This is a genomic window from Plantactinospora sp. A48, assembly GCF_055793945.1.
In genome coordinates this window covers 24,970-47,340 of record NZ_JBTIXF010000020.1, presented here as the reverse complement: position 1 = coordinate 47,340, position 22,371 = coordinate 24,970, and the positions used below count along the sequence as shown (strand labels likewise).

The window sequence follows — 22,371 nt, the reverse complement described above, 5'->3', positions numbered from 1 at the left end:
GCAGCTTGACGGGCGATCGATGCCGAAAAATCCGAGCCGAATGTCGGTAAAAGTTCATTTATTCGGTTCAGGTGTTGGGTCGGAAGTGGTTGTCCGGTCACTTTGGACACGTTTTAAGTGCGTCCAATCGACGTCCAGTCGGCGTCCAGTCGGTTCCCGGTACGATCGAGAGCGCGATTCGAAGGGAATCGACAGACTGACTGGTAGCTCAGTCATCACAAAGCTGGAGTTGACTTTTCGCGCGCATATCCGGATGCAATGTCGGGTCCTGGAAACGCGCTGTATCAAATAGTGGAACATCTGGATCGTAGCCATGCCCTGGCCGCTCGGGATGATGCCGCAACAGACCGTTTCCACCAATTCGGTGGGAACGGTTGACACTCGGATCGGCTTTTGGCGACGAATGGACGGCCCGGTCGACGGCCTGGCATGTCGAACCGACCGATGACTGCCCGGCATCCGCCGGCGGTGGTCCAAGGGTGAAAGGGTGGGCGATGGGGCGAGGCGACAATGTCGTGATCGTCGGCGCGGGACTGTCCGGCTCCCTGATGGCGATCCTGCTGGCACGCAGGGGCTACCGGGTCGCCGTCCACGAAAGGCGCCCGGATCCGCGGACCGAGCCCGGCGCGGCTGGCCGGTCCATCAACCTGGGCCTGTCCCAACGCGGGATCAAGGCGCTGGCCCGCGCCGGACTGCTCGACGAGGTGCTCGCCGCGGCGGCGCCGATGCGCGGGCGCATGGTCCACCACCGCGACGGAGGGCTGGCCTTCCACCCCTACGGCACCGACGGGTCACAGATCCTGCGCTCGATTCTCCGGCACGACCTCAACACGCTGCTGGTGAACACCGCCGCCGCGATCCCCGGGGTCAGCTTCCGGTTCGGCGCCAAACTGACCGGCCTGCGCCGGGGCGGTGGAGCGGAACCCTCGGTGTGTCGCTTCGAGACCGACCGGCCCGATGGCGGGTTCGAGGTGGCCGCGGACCTGGTGGTGGGCGCCGACGGGTCGTTCTCGGCGACGCGGGCGGAACTCCAGCGCGGCCTGCCCGCCGACTTCCAGCAGACGTTCCTGCCCTGGGGTTACAAGGAGTTCTCCATCCCGGCGGGGCCGCGGTACGACCGCCGCCGGGTACCCGACTCGTTGCACGTGTGGCCGGGGCGGGACGGGCTGGTGGTGGCACACCCCAACATCGACCGCTCGTTGACCGCGACGCTGTTCCTGCCCCGCCACGGGCCGGGCAGCTTCGACTCGATCACCTCGGCGACCGACTACGCGAGGCTGCTGCGTGAGCGGTTTCCCGACCTGATGACGATCGCGCCGGAGATCCCACAGGAGTTGGCGGCCAACCCCGTCGGCCAACTGGTCACCGTACGGACGTCGATGTGGCAGCACGCCGGCCGGGTCGTGCTCATCGGCGACGCGGCCCACGCCGTCTATCCGTTCTACGGCCAGGGGATGAACTCCGCGCTGGAGGACTGCCTCGTCCTGGACGACTGCCTGGACGACTGCGGGGACGACTGGTCGGCGGCGCTACCGAGGTACGAGCGGCTGCGCAAACCGAACACCGACGTGCTGGCGGACCTGTCCGAACGGAACTTCGAAGAGCTGCGCACGCACGTCACGTCGCCGCTGTTCGTGCTGAACCGGAAAGCGGACCTGATGCTGAACCGGCTGCTCGGTGACCGTTGGCTTCCGCTTTACACCATGATCTCACACACGACCACTCCCTACGGGGAGGCGCTGCGGCGGGCACGTGGTCAACGCGCCGTACTGGCCACGACAGCCGTGGTCGGAGTGTGTGCGGCCATTCTCGGAATTGGCGCGGCCGTTCGCCGACCCGCCCCCGACACAAAGGGCGAAAAATCGTGCTGAGGCACCCCGCGGATCCGGACCGCATACTCGTCGAACCATTCGAGGTGGACGGCGGCTCGCTGCCGCCGGCGCTCCAGAACCATGCCGAACCGCTCCGCGCGATCAGCGCATGGGCTCAGGAATATCTGTGCCGCCCGCACCCGGAACTCGGGCGCAAGGGAAATGTCTGCCCATTCGCCCAACCGTCCATCGACCGGCGGCGTTTCTACCTGGCGGTTTATCCGGGTACCGCCGACGACCCCGCCGAGGTGGCGGACATCATGCGCGGTTACCGCGACTGGTTCCTGAAGATCGCGCCCGACCGCGACGAGAAGGCCCAGCTCGCCACGATTCTTGTGCTCTTCCCCAATCTCGCGCAGGACCGGATCGAAGGGGTCATCGACGCGACGCAGCAGGCGCTGAAGCTGGAGTACGTACGCGAGGGCCTGATGATCGGCGAGTTCCACGACCTGCCGCCGGCCAAGGGCGGGCTGTGGAACCCCGACTTCCGCCCGCTGCGCGGCCCGGTGCCGATGCTGGTGATCAGGCACATGGTGCTGACCGACTTCCCGTTCCTGGCCGACGACCGGGACCTGGTCCAGGCGTATCTGCGAAGGTTCGGTGAGCAGGTTCCCGGCCAGTTGCGGGACGCCGTCCGGCGGGCCCGGGCGCGGTACGGACTGGACGGCGTCGACCGGGACCCGTCGGCCCACCCGCTGTCGTTCGGGCAGGAGCGGTTGTGGTTCATGGAGCGGATGGACGCCGGCTCCGCGCTCTACAACGTGCCCGAGGTGGTCCGGCTGCGCGGTCCGCTCGATCTGACGCTGCTGCGGCGCGGGATCGACGAGGTCGTCATCCGGCACCCGGTGCTGCGCGCCGTGTTCCGGGAACGCAACGGCACGCCCGTGCAGCTGGTCCGACCGGGTGACCGGGCGGCGTTCTCGGTCGTCGACGTCGACGGCCCCGACGGCCCCGACCGGGAGGAACAGGCGCGACGGATCCTCGCCGACGAGGTGCGCAAGCCCTTCGACCTGCGCTCGGGACCCCTGATCCGGGCGCTCGTGGTCCGGCTGTCGGACACCGACCACATCCTGTCGATCACCATGCACCACATCGTGTCCGACGGTTGGTCGGTCGGGGTGCTGCGGGAGGAACTGGGCGCCTGGTACGCCGCGCTGCGCTCCGGCGAGCGTCCGGACCTGCCGGACCTGCCGTTGACGTACGGCGAGTACGCCGCGCGCCAGCGCGCGGAGCTGGATTCGGAGTTCGGGGCGACCCGCCTGGCGCGGATCGTGTCCGGACTGCGCGGCGCCCCGGCGTTGCTGGACCTGCCGACCGACCACCCCCGGCCCGCCGTCGCCGCCCACGACGGCGCGGTGGTCGAATTCGGGATCTCCGCCGGACTCGTCGGCGGGCTGAAGGCGGTGGCGGGTTCGCTGGGCGTGACGCCCTTCACGGTCCTGCTCGCCGCCTACCAGGCCCTGTTGTCCCGGTGCAGCGGCCAGGACGACGTCGTGGTCGGCGCGGTCATCGGGCACCGGCCCAGCCTGGACACCGAGGGGCTGATCGGGAACTTCCTCAACACCCTGCCGATCAGGGCCAGGTTCAGCCCGGACACGACGTTCGCCGAGCACGCCGTCGCGGTCTCCGAGCACCTGATCGACGCCCTGGGTGACGCCGACGTGCCGTTCGAACGGGTCGTCGAGGCCCTGCAACCGGAGCGCAGCCTCGGCCACTCGCCGGTCTATCAGGCCGGGTTCAACGGGCATCTGGCGTCGAGCGCGCCGCTCACCCTGGCCGGCACGGTGACCGAGGCGGTGCCGCTGGTGCACACCGGCACCGCGAAGCTGGACCTGATGCTGGGCGCGGCCGAGACCGACGGTCGGTTGGAGTGTTACCTGGAGTACCGCACCGATCTGTTCGAGTCGGCCACGATCGAGCGGCTCGGGGCGTATCTGGTCACCTTCCTCACCGCCGTGATCGCCGACCCCACCCTGCGGGTGGGCGAGGTGGCGCTGGCCGAGCGGGCCGACCCACCGGCACCGGCCACGCCCGATCAGCGCTGGTCGACCACGATGGACGCGCTGGCCGACAGCGTCGCGACCCGCCCCGACGCGGTAGCCGTGCGGGCCGACGACGGTGTGCTGACCTACGCCGAGCTGGCCACCCGGGCGAACCGGCTCGCGCACCTGCTGCGGGACCACGGAGTCCGGCGCGGTGACGTGGTCGCGCTCGGCGCCCGGCGCGGCCTGGCGATGATCGTCGGGTTGCTCGGCATCTGGCGGGCCGGTGCCGCCTACCTGCCGTTGGACCTGTCCTGGCCGGCCGAGCGGCTGCGGGGCATGGTCGCCGACGCGGGAGCGCGGATCGCCGTGGTGGACGGCGCCGACCGGGACTCGGTGCCGGTGGCCGCTTCCGTCGCCGTGGACGGGCCGGAGCTGGCCGGTCAGCCGGACGGCCCACCGCCGGTCGAGGTGACCGGGGACGACATCGCGTACGTGATCTACACCTCCGGTTCCACCGGCACGCCGAAGGGCGTCGCGGTTCCACACCGGGGGGTCACCAACGTCCTCACCGGCTTCGGCCCGTACGCCGGGCTGTCCGCGACCGACGTCTGGGCGTCGGTCACCCCGCTGTCCTTCGACATGTCGGTACGGGAGCTGCTGGTGCCGCTGCTGACCGGTGGCCAGGTCGTGATCGTCGGCGCCGAGGACGCCGAGGACCCGGTGCGACTGCGGGCCCGGCTGGCCGGCTGCGGAGCGACGGTGTTGCAGGCGACCCCCACCCGCTGGCGGATGCTGCTCACCATGGGAGAGATCCCCGACACCGTCCGCCGGCGGCTCTGCGGCGGCGAACCGGTGACCGAGGACCTGGTCACCGCGCTGTCCGGGGTGGGTATCGAGGTGTGGAACCTCTACGGCCCGACGGAGGCCACGATGATCGCCTCGGCCGGCCCGCTGACGCCGGGACAACCGGTCACCCTCGGGCCCGCGCTGCCGGGCACCGCGATCTACCTCCTCGACCGCGCGATGCGGCCGGTGCCGCCCGGGGTGGTCGGTGAGATCCACCTCGGCGGGTCGGGAACGGGCGGGGGCTATCCGCGCCAACCGGGGTTGACGGCCCAGCAGTTCGTGCCGGATCCGTTCACCACCACCCCCGGGTCCCGGCTGTACGCCACCGGCGACCTCGGCAGGTACACCGCGACCGGGCGGTTGCGGATCCTGGGACGGGCCGACAGCCAGGTCAAGATCCGGGGCTACCGCATCGAGCTGGGCGAGATCGAGGCGGTGCTGCGCGAGCACCCCGACGTCACCGACGCGGCGGTGGTCGCCCGACCGGCCGCCGAGGGGGACGTCCGGCTGGCCGGCTACCTGGTACCCGCCGGTGCGGTCACCGACGTGACGTGGCGGGCGATCCGTGGCCATCTCGCCGATCGGCTGCCCACGTACATGATCCCCTCGGCGCTGGTGCCGTTGCCGGCCCTGCCGCTGACCCGGACGGGCAAGACCGACCGGGCCGCGTTGCCCGCTCCGGCCTGGGACGACGCCCGCGAGGGCGTCGCGGTCGCCCCGAGGGACGGTGTCGAACGGGTCCAGGTCGACCTGTGGCAGACCCTGCTCGGTGTCCCCGAGGTCGGTGTCCACGACGACTTCTTCCAACTCGGCGGGCATTCCCTGCTGGCCGCGCGGCTGCTGGCCAGAACCCAGGAGCTGTTCGGCATCGAGGTGCCGATGCGCACGCTGTTCCAGGCCAGGACGGTGGCCGCGTTCGTGGAACGGCTGCGCGACCTGGAACCCGTGCCGGGGATGCTGGCCGAGGCGGCGGGACTGTGGGCCGAGATCGCCGCGTTGGGCGACGACGAGGTCGCCGAGCTGCTCGCCGACCAGAACCGGACGGGGGCGCACCAGTGAGCGACCGGGATGCCTTGTTCGCCGCGCTGGCGGCCAGCCGCGGTCTCACGGCTGGTAAGCGGGTGATCCCCCGCCGTGCCGAGGCCGGCCCGGTGCCCCTGCTGCCCGCGCAACGGCAACTGCTGCTGCTCGACCGGCTCGGTGCCGACGCCGGCGTGTACACGGTGGTGCAGTCGTGGCGGCTGCGGGGTCCGCTGGACGTGGACCTGCTGCGGCGGGCCCTCAACCGGGTCGTCGACCGGCACGAGGCGCTGCGGGCCGGGTTCCCCGAGGTCGACGGCGAACCGGCGCAGGTGATCGCGCCGGTGGGCGCCGCCACGGTCGAGGTGTCCGTCGTCGACCTGCGGGACCTGCCCGCCGACGCGCGGGAGACCGCCGCGTGGCAGCGGTTGGCCGCGGAGCACGCCCGGCCGTTCGACCTTGCCGTACCCCCGCTGCTGCGTGCCTTCCTGGCCCGGGTCGGCGACCGGGACCACGTCTTCGCGCTGCTGGTGCACCACATCGTCGCCGACGCGCCGTCGCTGGGGATCGTGCTGACCGAACTGGGCGAGTGTTACGGCGCCTTCCTGGCCGGGGAGTCCCCGCGCCTGCCCGAGCCGTCCGCGCAGTTCGGTGACTACGCCGTGTGGCAGCAGCGGCAGCAGACGCCGGAGGCGTTCGCCGAGGGCGAGCGGTACTGGACCGGTGCCCTGGGCGGGGCCCCGCGACTGCTGACCCTGCCGACCGACCGGCCGCGTCCGGGGGCGCAGTCCTTCAGCGGTGCGGGTCACCCGTTCATGCTGTCCCCGGCCACCGCCGCCGCCGTCGCCGACCTGGCCAGGCGTACCGAGGTCACCCCGTTCACCGTGCTGCTCAGCGCGTTCGGTGTCCTGCTGGCGCGCTACAGCGGACAGGACGACATCGTGGTCGGGGCCCCCATGCGGGACGAGTCCGTGCCGCAGATCAGCGGGTGTGTCGGCATGTTCGCCAACACGGTGGCGCTGCGCGTCCGGACGTTCGACGGGTCGACCGTGGCCGAGCTGCTGCACCGGGTCCAGCGGGAGAGCATCGGCGCGCTCGATCACCAGCGCTATCCCTGGGAGCGGGTGGCGCGGGCGCTGGCGCCCGCCGGGAACCTCAGCCACAACCCGGTCTTCCAGGTCATGTTCGTGTACAACACGGTGGGCGACGGGTTACGGCTGCCCGGGATCGACGCGGCGTGGCTCGACCGGCCGGTCACCACCTCCCGGTTCGACCTCACCCTCGCGCTGGCCAGCACCGACGACGGCATCGAGGGGCAGGTCGACTTCGCCACCGACCTGTTCGACCCGACCACGATTCGGGGGATCGCGGAGCACTTCGCCGCGACCCTCGACGGGCTCCTCGCGGCCGGTCCGCACGGTCGGGTCGCGGACGTCGAGGTGCTCACCGACGGGGACCGGTCGCTGCTGGGCACCGGCGGGCACCGGGACACGGTCACCGCCCGGCGGCCGCCGCTGGTGCCCGGGCGGATCCTCGAACAGGCGGGCCGGACCCCGTCGGCGATCGCGGTCGCCGACGGGGAGAACTCGCTCAGCTACGCGAGCCTGGTGGGCCGGGCGAACGGTCTGGCGTGGCGGCTGCGCGAGCACGGGGTCGGACCCGAGGTCGTGGTCGCGGTCGCGCTGCCGACCGGGATCGAGGCGGTCGTCGCCGTACTCGGGGTGCTCCTCGCGGGTGGCGCGTACCTGCCGCTCGACCCCGACCAACCGCCGGTCCGGCTGCGGACGCTGCTCGACGACGCGCTGCCCCGGGTCGTGCTCACCGACCGGGCACACCGAGCGCTGTTCCCCGGCGATCCCGGTCCGACCGTGCTGACCGCCGACGGCCACCCCGACGCCGCGACCCCACCCCCGACCGGGGCGGGGCCGGACAACCTGGCCTACCTCATCTACACCTCGGGCTCCACGGGTACCCCGAAGGGGGTTGCCGTCCAGCACGGGACCCTGGCCAACCTGGTCGACGACTTCGTCGTCCGGCACGGTTTCGGGCCGGGGGAGCGGGTGTTGATGGTGCCCCCGCTGACCTTCGACGCCTCGGTGGGAGACGTGTTCCCCGCGCTGGCGTCCGGTGCCGCGGTGGTGCCCTGCGCCGATCCGGCGGCGCTGACCGGTCCGGCCCTGATCGAACGGTGCCGGGACGAGGGCATCACCATGGTGGACACCGCGGCGGCGCTGTGGCGCAAGTGGACCGCCGAACTCGTCGAGGCCGGCGCGCGGGTGGACGACTGTCCGGTGCGCACGCTGATGCTCGGTGGGGACGTCGTGCCGGCCGCCGTGGTGGGACAGTGGGCGGGGATCACCGCCGGCCGGGTGACGCTGCACAACCACTACGGCCCGACGGAAGCCACCGTGTGCGCGACCAGCCACCGGACCCGGGACGCGGCCGAACTGCCGGCCGCCGCGATGCTGCCGATCGGCGGCCCGCTGCCACACGTCCGCGCGTACGTGGTGGACGCCGGGCTGCGCCCGGTGCCCTTCGGGGTTCCCGGCGAACTGTGCCTCGGCGGCGACGCGCCGGCCCGGGGCTACCTCGGCCGCCCGGCCGAGACCGCGCACCGGTTCGTGCCGGATCCGTTCGACGCCAGGCCGGGTGCCCGGATGTACCGCACCGGGGATGTCGCCAGGTGGCGGGCGGACGGCACGCTGGAGTTCCTCGGCCGGGTCGACCGGCAGCTGAAGGTCCGTGGGCACCGGGTCGAGCCCGCCGAGGTGGAGGCGGCCTGCCGGGCCCACCCGTCCGTGCGGGACGCCGCGGTGGTCGCCGCGGCCGGACCCGACGGCGTGGCCCGGTTGGTCTGCTACCTGGTCAGTGTCGACGGGGTGCCGCCGGACCGGGCTTCGCTGCGGGCCCACCTGCGCGCCGTGCTTCCCGCGCATCTGGTACCGGACACGATCCAGGTGCTGGACCGGCTGCCGCTCGGCGCGCACGGCAAGGTGGACGTCGCGGCGTTGCCGCCGGTGGACTGGGACGACCCGGGGGAGGGGTACGTCGAACCGGCGGATCCGCTGTCCCACCGGATCGCCCAGGTCTGGTCGACGCTGCTCGGCCAGGACCGGGTGGGCGCCGCCGACGACTTCTTCGCCCTCGGCGGGCACTCCCTGCTGGCCGGCACGCTGGTCAACCGGATCCGGGCGGAGCTCGGGGTGGAGGTGCCGGTGCGGGTCGTGTTCGAGGCGAGTTCGCTCACCGATTTCGCCGCGGCGGTCGCCGCCCGGCTGAGCCCGGACCGGAGCGTCGAGGTGGAGAACCCGGTGCCGGAGCTGCTGGCGGATGCCGCCCTGCCCCCGGACCTGCGCGCGGCGCTGGCCGCGCATCCGCCGGGGACCGCGGCCGTCCGGGTCGCCCGGGCGGCCGGTCCCGGCAGCGTGCTGCTCACCGGCGCGACGGGATTCCTCGGCAGCCACCTGCTGGCCGACCTGCTCCGCAACACGGGTGCCACGGTGCACTGCCTGGTCCGGGCCGACGACGACGCGGCCGCGGCGCTGCGGATCACCCGGACCATGACCGAGCGGCGGCTGTGGCGGCCGCAGGACGAGGGCAGGATCGTCCCGGTCGCCGGTGACCTGGCGGCGCCCGGACTGGGCCTGACCCGGGCCCGGTTCGACGCCCTCGCCGACGAGGTCGACGCGGTGTACCACTGCGGCGGCATGGCCGACTTCCTGCGGCCCTACGCCCAGCTACGGCCCGGGAACGTCCTGGGCGTGCGGGAGCTGCTGTGGATCGCCGCGCGGCGCCTGGTGCCGGTACACCTGGTGTCCACCCTCGGGGTCTTCCCGATGGACCTGGACGCCACCGTCACCGAGGCCGACCAGCCGCCGGGCCCGGAGGGTCTCCACCGGGGGTACGAGCGGAGCAAGTGGGTCGCCGACGCGCTGGCCCGGGCGGCCCGCGCGGCGGGACTGCCGGTGACCGTCTACCGGCCCGCGCGGATCACCGGTGACAGCGGCACCGGGATCGGCCCGACGGGTGACCGGTTCGTCGACCTGTTGCGCACGATGGTGCTGATCGGCTCGGCGCCGGTCGGCACCGAGGACGAGGAGGACATGGCGCCGGTGGACTACGTGGCGACGGCGATCGGATACCTGTCCCGGCAGCCGGACGGCTCCGGGGGCGACTTCCACTTCTTCAACGGGCGGACGATGCGGTTCAGTCAGGTGGTGCGGGGGTTGCGGGAGTTCGGTTACCCGCTTCGGGACCTGCCCTACCCCGACTGGATCGCCGAGCTGCGCCGGGTCGCGGCCGAGTCGACCGACCCGGCGGTGAGTGCGATCGCGGCGGTGATCCGCCCGGAGGTCACCCCGAGGACGACCCGGTTCGACAGCACGAGAACGGAGCGGGCGGTCGCCGCGGGAGGCATCGTGTGCCCCGCCGCCGACGAGGCGCTGCTCCGCCGGTACCTGGCCCATTTCGTCGAGGCCGGACAGCTCCCCGCGATCGAGGTGGCCCGATGAAGACGTTCTTCGCCCTGTGGGTCGGCCAGATCGTGTCCATGGTCGGCTCGGCCCTCACCGGGTTCGTGCTCGGGGTCTGGACCTACGAGCTCACCGGCTCGGTGACCCAGTTCGCGCTGATCATGCTGTCCGGTGCGGTGCCGGCCATCCTGGTGGCGCCGCTGGCCGGCGCGGCCGCCGACCGGATCGACCGCAAGCGGCTGATGATCGCCGCCGACTGCGTCGCGATCGTGACGATCGCCGTGCTGGCGGCGACGGTGTACGCGGACTCGTTGCAGGTGTGGCACGTCTACCCGGTCACCGCGATCCTCGCCGTCTGCGGCACCTTCCACCAGATCGCGTTCACCACGACCATGCCGCTGCTGGTCCCGAAGGAGCACCTGGGCCGGGCCAACGGGCTGGCGCAGGTGGTGTTCGGCGTGCAGGTGGCGACCCCGGTGCTCGCCGGCACGCTGCTGGTGCTCGCCGGGATGCCCGGCGTCGTGCTGCTCGACCTGATCAGCTACGGCGTCTCGCTGCTGATCCTGGTGATCATCCGGCTGCCGGCCGCGCTGACCGCGCCGGTGAGCGCCGCCGCGAAGCGGCCACCGAGCTGGCGGGACATGGCCGGCGGCTGGGCGGAGCTGCGCCGCCGGCCCGGGTTGCCCGGCCTCATCGCCGTACTCGGCGGCTTCTACTTCTGTTTCGGGGTGGCCGGCACCCTGATCCGTCCCCTCGTGCTGTCCATCACCGGGCCGGACGGTCTCGGCTGGCAGGTCTTCTCGGGCGGCTGCGGCCTGTTCCTGGGCAGCGCGCTGATGGGGGTGTGGGGCGGGCCCAGACTGCGGACGCGGGCGATCGCCTGGTTCATGGCGCTCGGCGGTGTGGCCATGGCCGCGCACTCGCTCGCGCCGTCGCTGTGGCTGCTGATCGCGGTCGGCCCGGTCTTCCTGTTCACCCTGCCGGTGATCAGCAGCTGCGCGAACACGCTCTTCCAGACCAAGGTGGAAAGTTCCAGCCTGGGCCGGGTCACGGCCACGGCGCGGATGCTCTCGCAGGCGGCCGGGCCGATCGCGTACGCCATCGCGGGGCCGCTCGCGGACCGGGTGTTCGAGCCGATGCTGCGGCCGGGTGGCGCGCTGGCCGGGTCCGTGGGCGCGGTGATCGGGGTCGGCGACGGGCGCGGAATCGCGTTCATGTTCTTCCTGGCCGGGTGCCTCCTGGTGGTGCTGGCCGGGCTGGCGTCAGCGCCGCGCGTTCGCCGGGCCGACCGGCTGCCGGACCTGCTGCACAGCGACACGGACACCGACACCGCCGGCACCGGCACCGCCGCCGAGGCCGGCGCGGATCCGGACGGTTCGGTCGGCGAGGTTGCCGATGCGCGGGCCTGACGAGCGGCACGAACAAGGGGGAGGAATGATGACGGACGACCGGATTCCGGTGCTCGTGGTGACCGGCGATCCACTGCTGCGCGCCGGAGTCGACGCCGTGTTGACCTGTCCGGAGGTCGAACTGCTCGACGAGCAGGCGCCGGCGAGGCGCGCGGTGGCGGTGATCGTGGTCGACACGGTCGACGACGACGCGGTGCGCACGGTCACCGCGTCGGTGGCCGGGTACGGCAGCGCGGTGCTGGTGGCGACCTCGGTGGGCGGTGCCGGTGCGCTGGCGGCGGTCGAGGCGGGCGCGGCCGGTGTGCTGCGCCGATCGCAGGCCGGCCGCCAGGCGCTCGTCTCGGCGGTCCGCGCCGCCGCCGCCGGCCAGTGCACCGTGCCGCCGGATGTGCTGGCCGGCATGTTCGCCGCCGTCTCGACCGCCCGCCCGGTGGCTGGGCCGCCCGAAGACCTCGACGACCGGGAGCGCGCCGTGCTGAGCATGGTCGCCGACGGGCACGAGACCGCCGAGATCGCCCGCACGCTGGCCTACTCGGCCCGCACGGTCACCGGCATCGTGCACGACATCACCACGCGGTGGCGCCTGCGCAACCGAGCGCACGCCGTCGCGTTCGCGCTGCGGCACGGGTTGATCTGATGGTGGAGCCGCGACTTCTCGAACGTGAACTCGTGGTGCTGCGGCTGGTGGCCGAGGGGAACGGCAACGCCGAGATCGCCACTATCCTCGGTTGCTCGGCGCACACCGTGAAGAACACCATCCACGACCTGATGGTGCGGGTCGGGCTGCGCAACCGGGCCCACGCCACCGCGTACGCCATCCGGAACAACCTGATCTGAGCCGTCACGAGGTGGCTCCGTCTCCGGCACCGGAGGCCACCTCCTCGGCGAGCGCGCGGTAGCGGGCGGCGAACCCGGCCGCGGTCGAGGCGTCGTACAGGTCCGGCTGGTAGTGCAGGGTGCCCGCCATCCCGTCGTCGGTGTCCCGCACCGTGATCATCAGGTCGAAGGGGGTACCCCCCTGACCGCTCAGCAGCGGCGTGGCCCGCACCCCGGGCAGCGTCACCCGGCCGTCGAGGGAGCCGAGGTACTGCAGGGCGACCTGGGCGATCGGATGGCGGGTCAGGTCCCGAGGTGGACGCAGCGCGGCGACGACCTGGTCGAACGGGGTCTCGCCGTGCGGGTAACCGGCCAGGGCCACCTGGCGTACCTCGGCCAACAGCTCCGCGAAGGGAGCGTCCGCCGGGCAACCGAACCGCAGCGCGAGGGTGTTCACGAACAGGCCGATCACGTTCTGCAGGTCCGGGTGGTCCCGGTTGCCGGTGAAGGTGGCCACCACCAGCTCGGACCGCCCGGTGTCGAGCTGGAACCGCCGGACGAACACGGCGAGCAGCGCCATGAAGTCCGTCGCGCCCGCCGCCGTCGCCGCCGCCCGCAGACCCGCCACGACCGAGGGCGGGAGGACGAACTCGACGGTGGCCTCAGCCTGGGACTGCCGGGCCGTCCGGGGCCGGTCGGTGGGCAGCTCCACCGGGTACGGGGCGCCGGCGAGCCGGTCGCGCCAGTACCTCAGGTGGTCGGCGGACAGGTGCTGGCGCTGCCAGGCGGCGAAGTCGGGATACCGGACCGGTAGCGGGGGCAGCCCAGGTGCGGTGTCACCGGCGACCCCGGCGGTGTAGTAGGCGCTCAGGTCCCGCCAGAACAGCGCCATCGAGGTGTCGTCGGACACGATGTGGTGGACGATGGCGGCGAGCACGAAGCGCCCCGGCCGCAGGGTGAGCACCACCAGCCGGAGCAGGGGCCCGGTGGTGAGGTCGAACGGTTGGGTGGCGAGGGCCCGCACCTCGCTCCGGGCGGTGTCCACGTCGGCGATGTCGGCCCGCACCACCAGCTCCGCCGGCCGATCATCCGGTGGGGACACGGTCAGGAAGGCGACGCCGCGCGTCGAGCCGAACCTGGCGCGCAGCAGTTCGTGCCGGGCCAGCGTGCTCGACAGCGCCCCGCGCAACGCGGGCAGATCGAGTTCGCCGTCGCACAGGTACGCCTCCACCATGTTGTACATCGAGCTGCCCGGGTGCATCCGCTGGACGAACCACATGCGTTCCTGGGCGTGCGAGAGTGGGAGCTGGGCCGAGGTCCCGGCCAGGATGGCCGGGGTGACCATCGCCGGACCGGCGGGGTCGCCTACCAGCGCGGCCAGTTCGGCGACCGTGGACCCGAGGACGTCGACGACACCCATCGGGACGGAGAACTCGCGGCGGACCCGGGCGGCGATCCGCGTCGCGTCCAGGGACTGGCCGCCCAGCTCGGTGAAGGAGTCCTGCCGCCCGACCGGCGAGACGCCGAGCACCTCCTGCCAGATCGCCGCGATCCGGGCCTCGTCGACGCTGCCGGTCGCCACGTACGGGGTGCGCAGCAGCGGCCTGCGGCCGTCGGGGGCGGGCAGGGCCGCCCGGTCGACCTTGCCGCTGGGGGACAGTGGCAGCTCGTCCAGCGCCACCCACCGGGTCGGGATCATGTGGTCGGGCAGGGTTCGGGCCAAGTGCGCGCGGAGCAGGCCCGCGTCCAGTGGCGTGCTGGCGACGACGTACCCGACCAGCCCGGCGCGGTGAACGGCGACCGCCGCGGCGTGGATCCCGGGATGCGTGCCGAGCGCGGCCTCGACCTCGCCGAGTTCGATCCGGTGGCCACGGACCTTGACCTGGTGGTCGAGCCGGCCACGGTATTCGATCGCCCCGTCCGCCCGGTGGCGCGCCAGGTCCCCGGTCAGGTAGAGCCGGCCGCCCGGGTGCGGCGATCCGGGGTCGGGCACGAAACGCTCGGCGGTGCGGGCCGGCCTGCCATGGTAGCCACGGGCCAGCTGCACCCCGGCGACGCAGAGCTGTCCCGGCGTACCCACCGGAACCGGTCGCAGGTCGGCGTCCAGGATGTGGGTACGGGTGTTCGCGATCGGCCAGCCGATGGTGATCGGTTCGCCCGGTCGGCACGGTGTCGCCGTGACGTCGACGGACGCCTCGGTCGGGCCGTAGAGGTTGTGCAGTTCCGCGTCGATGCCGCGGAAGAAGTCCTCGGCGAGGGCCGGGTCCAGCGCTTCGCCACTACAGATCACCCGGCGCAGCGAGGGCAGGGGTACGTCGAGCGCGGCGAGGAAGACCCGCAGCATCGACGGTACGAAGTGGATGGTCGTGATCCGCTCGTCGACGATCGTCCGGGCCAGGTACTCGGGGTCGCGGTGCCCGCCGGGACTGGCCAGCACCAGGGTCGCGCCGCTGGTCAGGGGCCAGAAGAACTCCCAGACCGACACGTCGAAGCTGTACGGGGTCTTCTGCAGCACCCGGTCGTCGGGGCCGAGCTGGTAGGTCTGCTGCATCCAGCGCAGCCGGTTGACGATGCCGCGGTGCTCGATGACCACCCCCTTCGGCTGGCCGGTCGAGCCCGACGTGTAGATCAGGTAGGCCGCGTGTTCCGGCACCGAGGCCGCCCCGGGACGGCTCGTGACGGCGGCCGGTAACGCCTCGGCCCGGTGGTGCGGGTCGTCGACCGGTACCAGGCCGGTCCGGCGGTGGGGGTCGTCGACCAGTACCTGTTCGGCCCGGTGGTCACCGAGCAGGGGGGCCAGGTCGGTCGTGCTGACCAGCACGGCGGCTCCCGAGTCGGCGATCATGTAGCCGAGCCGGGCGACCGGATAGTCCGGGTCCAACGGCAGGTAGGCGCCGCCGGCCTTGAGCACCGCCAGCAGCGCGACCACCAGGTCCAGCCCACGGGGCAGACAGACGCCGACGATCGACTCCGGTCCGACGCCGAGCGCGGCCAGCCGGTGCGCCAGCCGGTCCGCCGCGTCGCCGAGCTCCCGGTACGTCGTCGCGGCGCCGTCGGCACGCACCGCGACGGCGTCCGGGGTGGCCGCGATCTGGCGTTCGACCAGGTGGTGCAGGCAACTGTCGGTGGGGTAGTCGACGTCGGTGGCGTTCCAGTCGGCGGGCGGCAGCGCGGTCACCGGGCGCTCCGTTCCCGCCGCCGGATCGGGCCGGCGAGCCGGTTGGCGCCCAGCTCCGGATAGGAGGGCAGCGCGGCGGCCAGCGCGGCCACCGTGGGATGGTCGAAGACGGCCCGCACCGGCACGGACCGGTGCACGGTCTCGCGCAGCCGGACGGCGATCCGGGTGGCGAGAATCGACTGGCCGCCCAGGTCGAGGAAGTCGTCGTGCACGCCGACCTCGTCGATGTCGAGCACCTCGGACCAGGCGCGGGCGACGGCTCGCTCGGCGTCGGTCGTGGGGGCCACCCGCTCGGTCCGGGTGGGTGTGGCCGACGGGGCGGGCAGCGCGTTGCGGTCGAGCTTGCCCGCCGGGGTCATCGGTAGTTCCGCGAGCGGCACCACCGCCGCGGGGATCATGTGGTCCGGCAGCGTCTGACCGAGGTGTTCCCGCAGCTCGGCGTGGGTCGGTGGCCGCTGGCCGGTGGGCACGACGTAGGCGACCAGCTCCAGCCGGCCGTCGGTGGGACGCCACGGCCGCACCGCCACGGCCCGGACCCCGGGGTGGCCCAGCACCGCCGCCTCGATCTCGCCGGGTTCGATCCGGTGGCCCCGCACCTTCACCTGGTTGTCCGCCCGGCCGAGCACCTCGACCGAGCCGTCGGGTCGCCGGCGGCCGAGATCACCCGTGCGGTAGATGCGGTCACCGGGCCGCCCGGAGTGCGGGTCGGGCCGGAACCGGTCGGCGGTGAGCGCCGGCCGGCCGTGGTATCCGACGGCCAGTCCGGCGCCGCCGAGGTAGATCTCTCCGGTGACGCCGATCGGCACCGGCTCCAGCCCACCGTCCAGCACGTACACCTCCGTGTTGGCCACCGGTGCCCACTGTGCGACCCGGGCGGGCGGGGACATCAGGGCCGTGGTCGACCAGACGGTGGTCTCGGTGGGGCCGTAGAGGTCCCACAGCACGGCCCCGGCCGCCAGCAGTTCCGCCGCCAGCGGCTCGGGCAGTTTCTCGCCACCGCTCAACACGACCATGCCGGGTGGCGGGGACCAGCCGGAATCCCGCAGCAACCGCAGCCCCGACGGGGTCGCCTGGATGGCGTGCGGCCGGTCCCGTTCGATCAGCAGCGCCTGGCGGTGCGGATCCCGCGCCTCCACCGGGTCGGCCAGGATGATCTCACCCCCGTTGAGCAGCGGGAGATACAGCTCCAGGGCCGAGATGTCGAAGGACACCGTGGTCAGGGCCAGCATGGCGGCGCCGGCCGGCAGACCTGGCCGGTGGCACATGGACATGAGGAAGTTGGCGAGCGCGCCGTGCGTGATCAGGACGCCCTTCGGGGTGCCGGACGAACCCGAGGTGTAGATGACGTACGCGACGTCCCCGGAGTGCGGCCGGCGCGTCGGCGGCGTGTCCAGCCGACCGGCGATGCGCTCGCGGTGCCCGTCGACGAGGATGGTGTCGAGGGGCCGCCCGTGATCACCGACCAGGTCGACGAGCGACGTCTCGGTGATCACGGTCGCCGCACCGGAGTCCGCCAGCATGGCGGCCAGCCGGCCCGGTGGGTAGCCGGGGTCGAGCGGAAGGTAGGTGGCACCCGCCTTCTGCACCGCGAACAGCGCCACCACGAGGTCGATGCTCCGGTCGAGCAGGACCCCGACCACGTCGCCGACCCGTACCCCCAGGCGGATCAGGTGGTGGGCCAACCGTGAACTGGCCTTGTCGAGTTCGGCGTAGGTGACGCGCCGCGGGCCGCAGCGCACCGCGTACCGGTCCGGGATGGCGGCGGCCTGCTCGGTGAGCCGTCGCGGCATGGTCCAGTCGGGCGCGGGGGTGTCGCTGTCGTTCCACCGGTGCAGCAGCAGGTCCCGGTCGGCGGGCGGCAGCGCGCACCGGCGCGGGTCGCCCTCCGGGTGGGCGGCGGCCTGCTCCAGCACCTGCCGGTAGCTCCTGGCCAGCAGGTCCAGGTGCTCGTCGGAGATCGTGCTGGTGAACGCCTCCAGCGTGAACCTGCCGGGCACCGTGGACACGGACAGCCCGAACTCGTTCGGGGTGTTGTCGATGATGCCGTCGCTGTCGATCGGACCGCCGTCCAGCACGTGCATGTCCGTGTGGTTGAAGAACACCTCGACCAGGGGACTGCCCCGACCCCAGGCCCCCTGCATGGCGGGCAGCGGGAACCTGCGGTGCGGCCACAGCCGCAGTTCGGCGTCGAACACGGCCTTCGCCAGCGCCGTCCACGACGGCGCGTCGAGCCTGACCGGCAGCGGGACGGTGTTGAGGAACATGCCGCGTACCTCGTCGCCGTCGACCCGTTCGGGGCGGACGTTGCAGACCAGACCGCTGTGGAAGGCCGGCGCGCCGCTGGTGTCGCCGCTGATCATGCCCAGGACGGTGACGTGCGCGGCGAGCAGGACGCTCTTGAGCGGGACGTCCGCCCGGCGGGCCAGCGAGCGCAGCGAGTCGGTCAGGTCGGCGAAGGGTACGGTGCGGCTGCGGTAACGCGGCTGCTCGGCCGGGCCCGCCCAGCTCTCCGGAATGGTCAGCCGGTTCGTCGTGCTCAGGGCGGCCGACCAGAAGTCCCGGTCGGCGGTGCCGGCCAGCGCCGTCCGCTCGGCGGCCACCGAGTCGACGAAGCGGGCCGTCGGCGCCGGCCGTGCGGTGCCGGTGGCCGGCCCGGCCAGGATGTCGCCGTAGCTGTCCACCAGCTCGCCGACCAGGGCGTTCTGGCTCCACCCGTCGAGGATGGCGTGGACGTAGGTCACGGTGAGCTGCCAGTGCGACCCGGTCAGCTGGTGTACGTGCAACCGCAGCAGCGGGGGTTCCGCCAGGTCGAACCCGACGCGCTGCTGCGCCGCCAGGAAGTCGCGGATTTCCCCGTCATGGGTGTCGGGCGGAGTGCCACGCAGGTCGCGGTAGCCGATCTCGAGCGACGCCGCCGGACGCACCAGCTGCAACGGCTCGGAGTACCCCGTCAACTCGATGGCGGTGCGCAGGATCTCGTGCCGGGCCACCAGCATCGCGGCCGCGTCCCGGAGCGCGGGGAGCGAGAACGGCCGGTTGTCCCGCACCGGATACGTCAGGGCGTTCAGGTAGAGCCCGCGCTCCACGCCCGCCAGCATCTCGTGGACCATGCCCGCCTGTGCCATGGACAGCGGATAGGCGTCTTCGAGGTGCCCGGGCAGCCGCTCCCGGTCCGCCGCGCCGACCAGCTCGAAGCGCTCCGGCCCGGTCCGACCGGCCGCCGGCAGGTCATCCTCGGCGGTGTCCGCGGCCAGTTGCGCCGCCGTCCGGTGCCGGAAGAGGGCCGAGATGTCGGCCGTGATCCCGGCCGCGCGGAGCGCTCCGATCACCCGGATGGCGCGGATGGAGTCCCCGCCCAGCTCGAAGAAGTCGTCGTGGATCCCCACCGGCTCGACCCCGGTCGCGTCGGCGAAGGCGGCCGTGATCGCCGCCTCGGCGGGGGTGCGCGGCGGCGCGTACCGGCGGGCCGACCCGGCGGCCCGGTCCGGGGCCGGCAGTGCGGCCCGGTCGGTCTTGCCGCTGCTGGTCAGGGGAAGCTGCGCCAGCTCGACCCAGCGCGACGGGATCATGTGGTCGGGCAGGGTACGGGCGAGGTACCCGCGCAGCTCGTCCGGCGCCGGCGCCGGCCCGGCGGGCACCAGGTATCCGATCAGGGCGTCGTCGCGGACCGCGACCACGGCTGCAGTGACGCCGGGATGGCGCAACAGCGCCGCCTCGATCTCGCCCAGCTCGATCCGGAAACCGCGGAGCTTCACCTGGGTGTCGAGCCGGCCGAGGTATTCGACGGCGCCGTCCGGGGTGAACCTGGCCAGGTCCCCGGTCCGGTACAGCCGGTCGCCGGTGCCCGCCGGATCGGGGATGAACCGCTGCGCGGTGAGCGCGGGATGGTTCAGGTAACCCCGGGCGAGCTGGACGCCGGCGAGCATGAGTTCGCCCGGCACGCCGACGGGCACCGCCCGCAGGTGCCGGTCCAGGATGTGCACCCGGGTGTTGGCGATCGGCCTGCCGATGGTGACGGGTTCGCCGGCCCGGCACCGGGTGGCGGTCACGTCGACGGACGCCTCGGTCGGGCCGTACAGGTTGTGCAGTTCGCAGCCCACCCGGGCGAGCGTCTCGGTCACCAGATCCGACGGCAGCGCCTCACCGCTGCACACGATGCGGCGCAGCGACGGCAGCGCCTCCGTCGTACCGGCGAGGAAGGCGCGGAGCATCGACGGTACGAAGTGGACGGTGGTCACCCGCTGCCGGTTGATCTCGGCCGCCAGGTACGCCGGGTCGCGGTGCCCGTCCGGCCGGGCCAGCACCACGGTGGCGCCGCTGGTCAGGGGCCAGAAGAACTCCCAGACCGACACGTCGAAGCTGTACGGGGTCTTCTGCAGCACCCGGTCGTCGGGGCCGAGTTGGTAGGTCTGCTGCATCCAGCGCAGCCGGTTGACGATGCCGCGGTGCTCGATGACCACCCCCTTCGGCTGGCCGGTCGAACCCGACGTGTAGATCACGTAGGCCGCGTTGGTCTCGTCCGACCGCACCGCCACCGGGGGATCCGCGGTTTCGGTGGGTCGCACCAGGGTTCCGGCGAAGTCACCGAGCACCGGTGCCAGCCGGGCTTCGCTGATCACCACCCCGACGCCGGAGTCGGCAAGCATGTGGGCCAGGCGGGCGGTCGGGTAACCCGGGTCCAACGGCAGGTACGCGGCACCGGCCTTGAGTACGGCCAGCAGCGCCACCACCAGCTCCACGCCACGGTCCAGGCACACCCCGACCACCGACTCGGGTCCGACGCCGAGTACGCCCAGCCGCGCGGCCAGCCCGTCGGCCCGACGGTCCAGTTCGGCGTACGACAGCTCGATGTCACCGGCGATCACCGCCGTGGCGCTCGGCGCCGCGGAAACCTGCTGCCGCACCAGATCGACAAGCGTCTGCCCGGTCGGGTAGTCGATCGCCGTGTCGTTCCACCGCGCCAGCTGCGCCAGCTCCGGTTCGGTGAGGACCGGCAGGTCGGCGACGTCGGCGTCGGGTTGGGTGACCGCGCCGCGCAGCAGCGTGCGGTAGTGCCCGGCCATCCGCGCGACGGTGGCCGCGTCGAACAACGCGGTCGGATACTCCAGCACACCGGAGATCGACCCGTCGGGCTCCTCCGTCAGGTACATCGTCAGGTCGAACTTGGCGCTGTGCCACCGCAGCGGCAGCGGCGTCGCGACCACGCCGGCCCCGGCGAACGCGGCCCGCTCGGTGTTCTGCAGGACGAACATGGTCTGGAACAGCGGATTGCGGGCCAGGTCCCGGCTGCCGTCGAGCTCCTCCACCAGCTGTTCGAACGGGACGTCCTGGTGCGCCAGCGCGTCCAGGGTGACCCGGCGGACCTGCGTCAGCAGCTCGGCGAACGAGGTGCCCACGCCGACCCGGGCGCGCAGCACCAGGGTGTTGAGGAACGCGCCGATGAGGTGGTGCAGTTGCGCCGAGTTCCGGCCGGCCACCGGGGTGCCGACCGCGATGTCGGACTGGCCGGTGTAGCGGGCCACCATCAGCTGGTACGCGGCGAGCAGCACCACGAAGGGGGTCGCCCGGTGCTGCCGGGCGAGTTCCGCCGCCGCGCTGGCGAGTTCCGCCGGCACCGTGAACAGGTGGGTGGCCCCGGTCGGGTCGAACTCGGCCGGCCGGGCCCGATCGGTGGGCAGTTCGACCGGGGTGAGCCCGGCCAGCTGGGTGCGCCAGTAGTCGAGCTGCGCGGTCGCCGTCGGGCCGGTCCCGCGGCCCCGCTGCCAGGCCGCGAAGTCCGCGTACTGCACCGGCGGCGCGTCCCGGGTCGGCGCCGTGTCCTCGACCGGCGGCGTGTCCCCGGTCGGCTCGTTCCCGGTCGGCGGCCCGCCCTCGGCGAAGGTCCGGTAGTGCTCGCCGAGTTCCCGGGCCAGGACCGCCGTGGACCAGCCGTCGAACGCGATATGGTGGGCCACCAGCGCCAGGATGTGCTCGTCGTCGGCGACCCGCGTCAGCCGCAGCCGGAAGGGATGCTGCGTCGCCAGGTCGAACGGGACGCGCAACTGCGCGTCGACCCACCCGGCCGCGGCGTCGTCCCGGTCCGCGGCGGGTAGCCCGCGCAGGTCGGCGACGGTGAAGTCGACATCGGCCGCCGGATCGACGATCTGGACGGCTCGGCCGTCCCGCTCGACGTAGCGGGTCCGGATCACCTCGTGCCGGCGGGCCACCTCGTCCCACGCGGCCCGCAGCGCGGCGACCCGTAGCGGACCACGGATCCGCCACCCGACCGGGATGAGGTACTCGCCGGGTGCGCGCCGCAGCTGGTCGACGAACCACATCCGCGACTGGGTGAACGACAGCGCCAGCGGGGCGGACCGGTCCACCGGGCCGATCTCGTCGTCGGGCCGGGCCGGTGCGGCCCCGCCCAGGTACCTGCGCAGCAGTTCCGCGCGGCGGGCGACCGATTCGGTGCTCAAACCTGGTTCTCCCTACCGGATCTTCGACCCGGGTCCTAGTTCGCGGCCTCGCTCATCCGGCGGCGGAGGCTCAGCGGTCGCATGTCCGTCCAGACCACGGCGATGTGGTCGAGGCATTCCTGACGGGAGCCGACGGTCCCCTCCGCGTACCAGCCGAGCGGCAGCTCGCGGTCGGCCAGCCAGATCGAGTACTGCTCCTCGTCGTTACGCACGACGCGGTAGACGCGCGTGTCCTCTTCCTCGTCGGCCATCGTGTCTCTCCTCGGTGTCGGGCGGCAGTCGTGAGCCTGCCCAGGACCGGGGGTGCCGGGTAAGAGAC

The 22,371-nt window shown here is 72.8% G+C and carries 8 protein-coding genes and 2 pseudogenes; 6 read left to right on the top strand and 4 right to left on the bottom strand.

Translation table 11 applies throughout. The annotated features are described in order from the left end of the window. Positions 1 to 494: 494 nt before the first annotated feature. From ACXN5W_RS13350 to ACXN5W_RS13325, 6 genes are read left to right on the top strand one after another with little or no spacing between them, the layout of a single operon-like run. Positions 495 to 1,871: an FAD-dependent oxidoreductase gene (locus ACXN5W_RS13350; protein ID WP_473158560.1), complete on the top strand. Its 1,377-nt coding sequence runs from the start codon at positions 495 to 497 to the stop codon at positions 1,869 to 1,871. Beyond that, a complete protein-coding gene (locus ACXN5W_RS13345) occupies positions 1,865 to 5,761 on the top strand; it encodes an amino acid adenylation domain-containing protein (protein ID WP_473158559.1) in 3,897 nt (1,298 codons plus the stop codon). The genes ACXN5W_RS13350 and ACXN5W_RS13345 overlap by 7 nt, the downstream gene beginning before the upstream one ends. Further along, positions 5,758 to 10,233 (top strand): non-ribosomal peptide synthetase, encoded by a 4,476-nt coding sequence (locus ACXN5W_RS13340; RefSeq protein WP_473158558.1) that lies wholly within the window; start codon positions 5,758 to 5,760, stop codon positions 10,231 to 10,233. Before ACXN5W_RS13345 ends, ACXN5W_RS13340 begins: the two co-directional genes overlap by 4 nt. Then, positions 10,230 to 11,603 (top strand): MFS transporter, encoded by a 1,374-nt coding sequence (locus ACXN5W_RS13335; protein ID WP_473158557.1) that lies wholly within the window; start codon positions 10,230 to 10,232, stop codon positions 11,601 to 11,603. Before ACXN5W_RS13340 ends, ACXN5W_RS13335 begins: the two co-directional genes overlap by 4 nt. Before the next feature lie 28 nt (positions 11,604 to 11,631). After that, positions 11,632 to 12,240: a response regulator transcription factor gene (locus ACXN5W_RS13330; protein ID WP_473158556.1), complete on the top strand. Its 609-nt coding sequence runs from the start codon at positions 11,632 to 11,634 to the stop codon at positions 12,238 to 12,240. Continuing rightward, complete coding sequence (locus ACXN5W_RS13325) at positions 12,240 to 12,440, top strand: response regulator transcription factor (RefSeq protein WP_473158555.1); 201 nt, start codon at positions 12,240 to 12,242, stop codon at positions 12,438 to 12,440. The genes ACXN5W_RS13330 and ACXN5W_RS13325 overlap by 1 nt, the downstream gene beginning before the upstream one ends. A 4-nt stretch (positions 12,441 to 12,444) precedes the next feature. On the opposite strand, the pseudogene ACXN5W_RS13320 reads toward ACXN5W_RS13325, so the two are convergent. From ACXN5W_RS13320 to ACXN5W_RS13305, 4 genes and pseudogenes are all read right to left on the bottom strand, one after another. After that, positions 12,445 to 13,716, bottom strand: a pseudogene (locus ACXN5W_RS13320) (condensation domain-containing protein); the annotation flags it as partial. Positions 13,717 to 13,797: 81 nt separating this feature from the next. After that, positions 13,798 to 15,573, bottom strand: a pseudogene (locus ACXN5W_RS13315) (amino acid adenylation domain-containing protein); the annotation flags it as partial. A gap of 20 nt (positions 15,574 to 15,593) precedes the next feature. Beyond that, entirely contained in the window at positions 15,594 to 22,052 is a 6,459-nt protein-coding gene (locus tag ACXN5W_RS13310; protein WP_473158554.1) for an amino acid adenylation domain-containing protein, read from the bottom strand. Between the two features lie 35 nt (positions 22,053 to 22,087). Continuing rightward, entirely contained in the window at positions 22,088 to 22,303 is a 216-nt protein-coding gene (locus ACXN5W_RS13305) for an MbtH family protein (protein WP_473158553.1), read from the bottom strand. Positions 22,304 to 22,371: the final 68 nt, after the last annotated feature.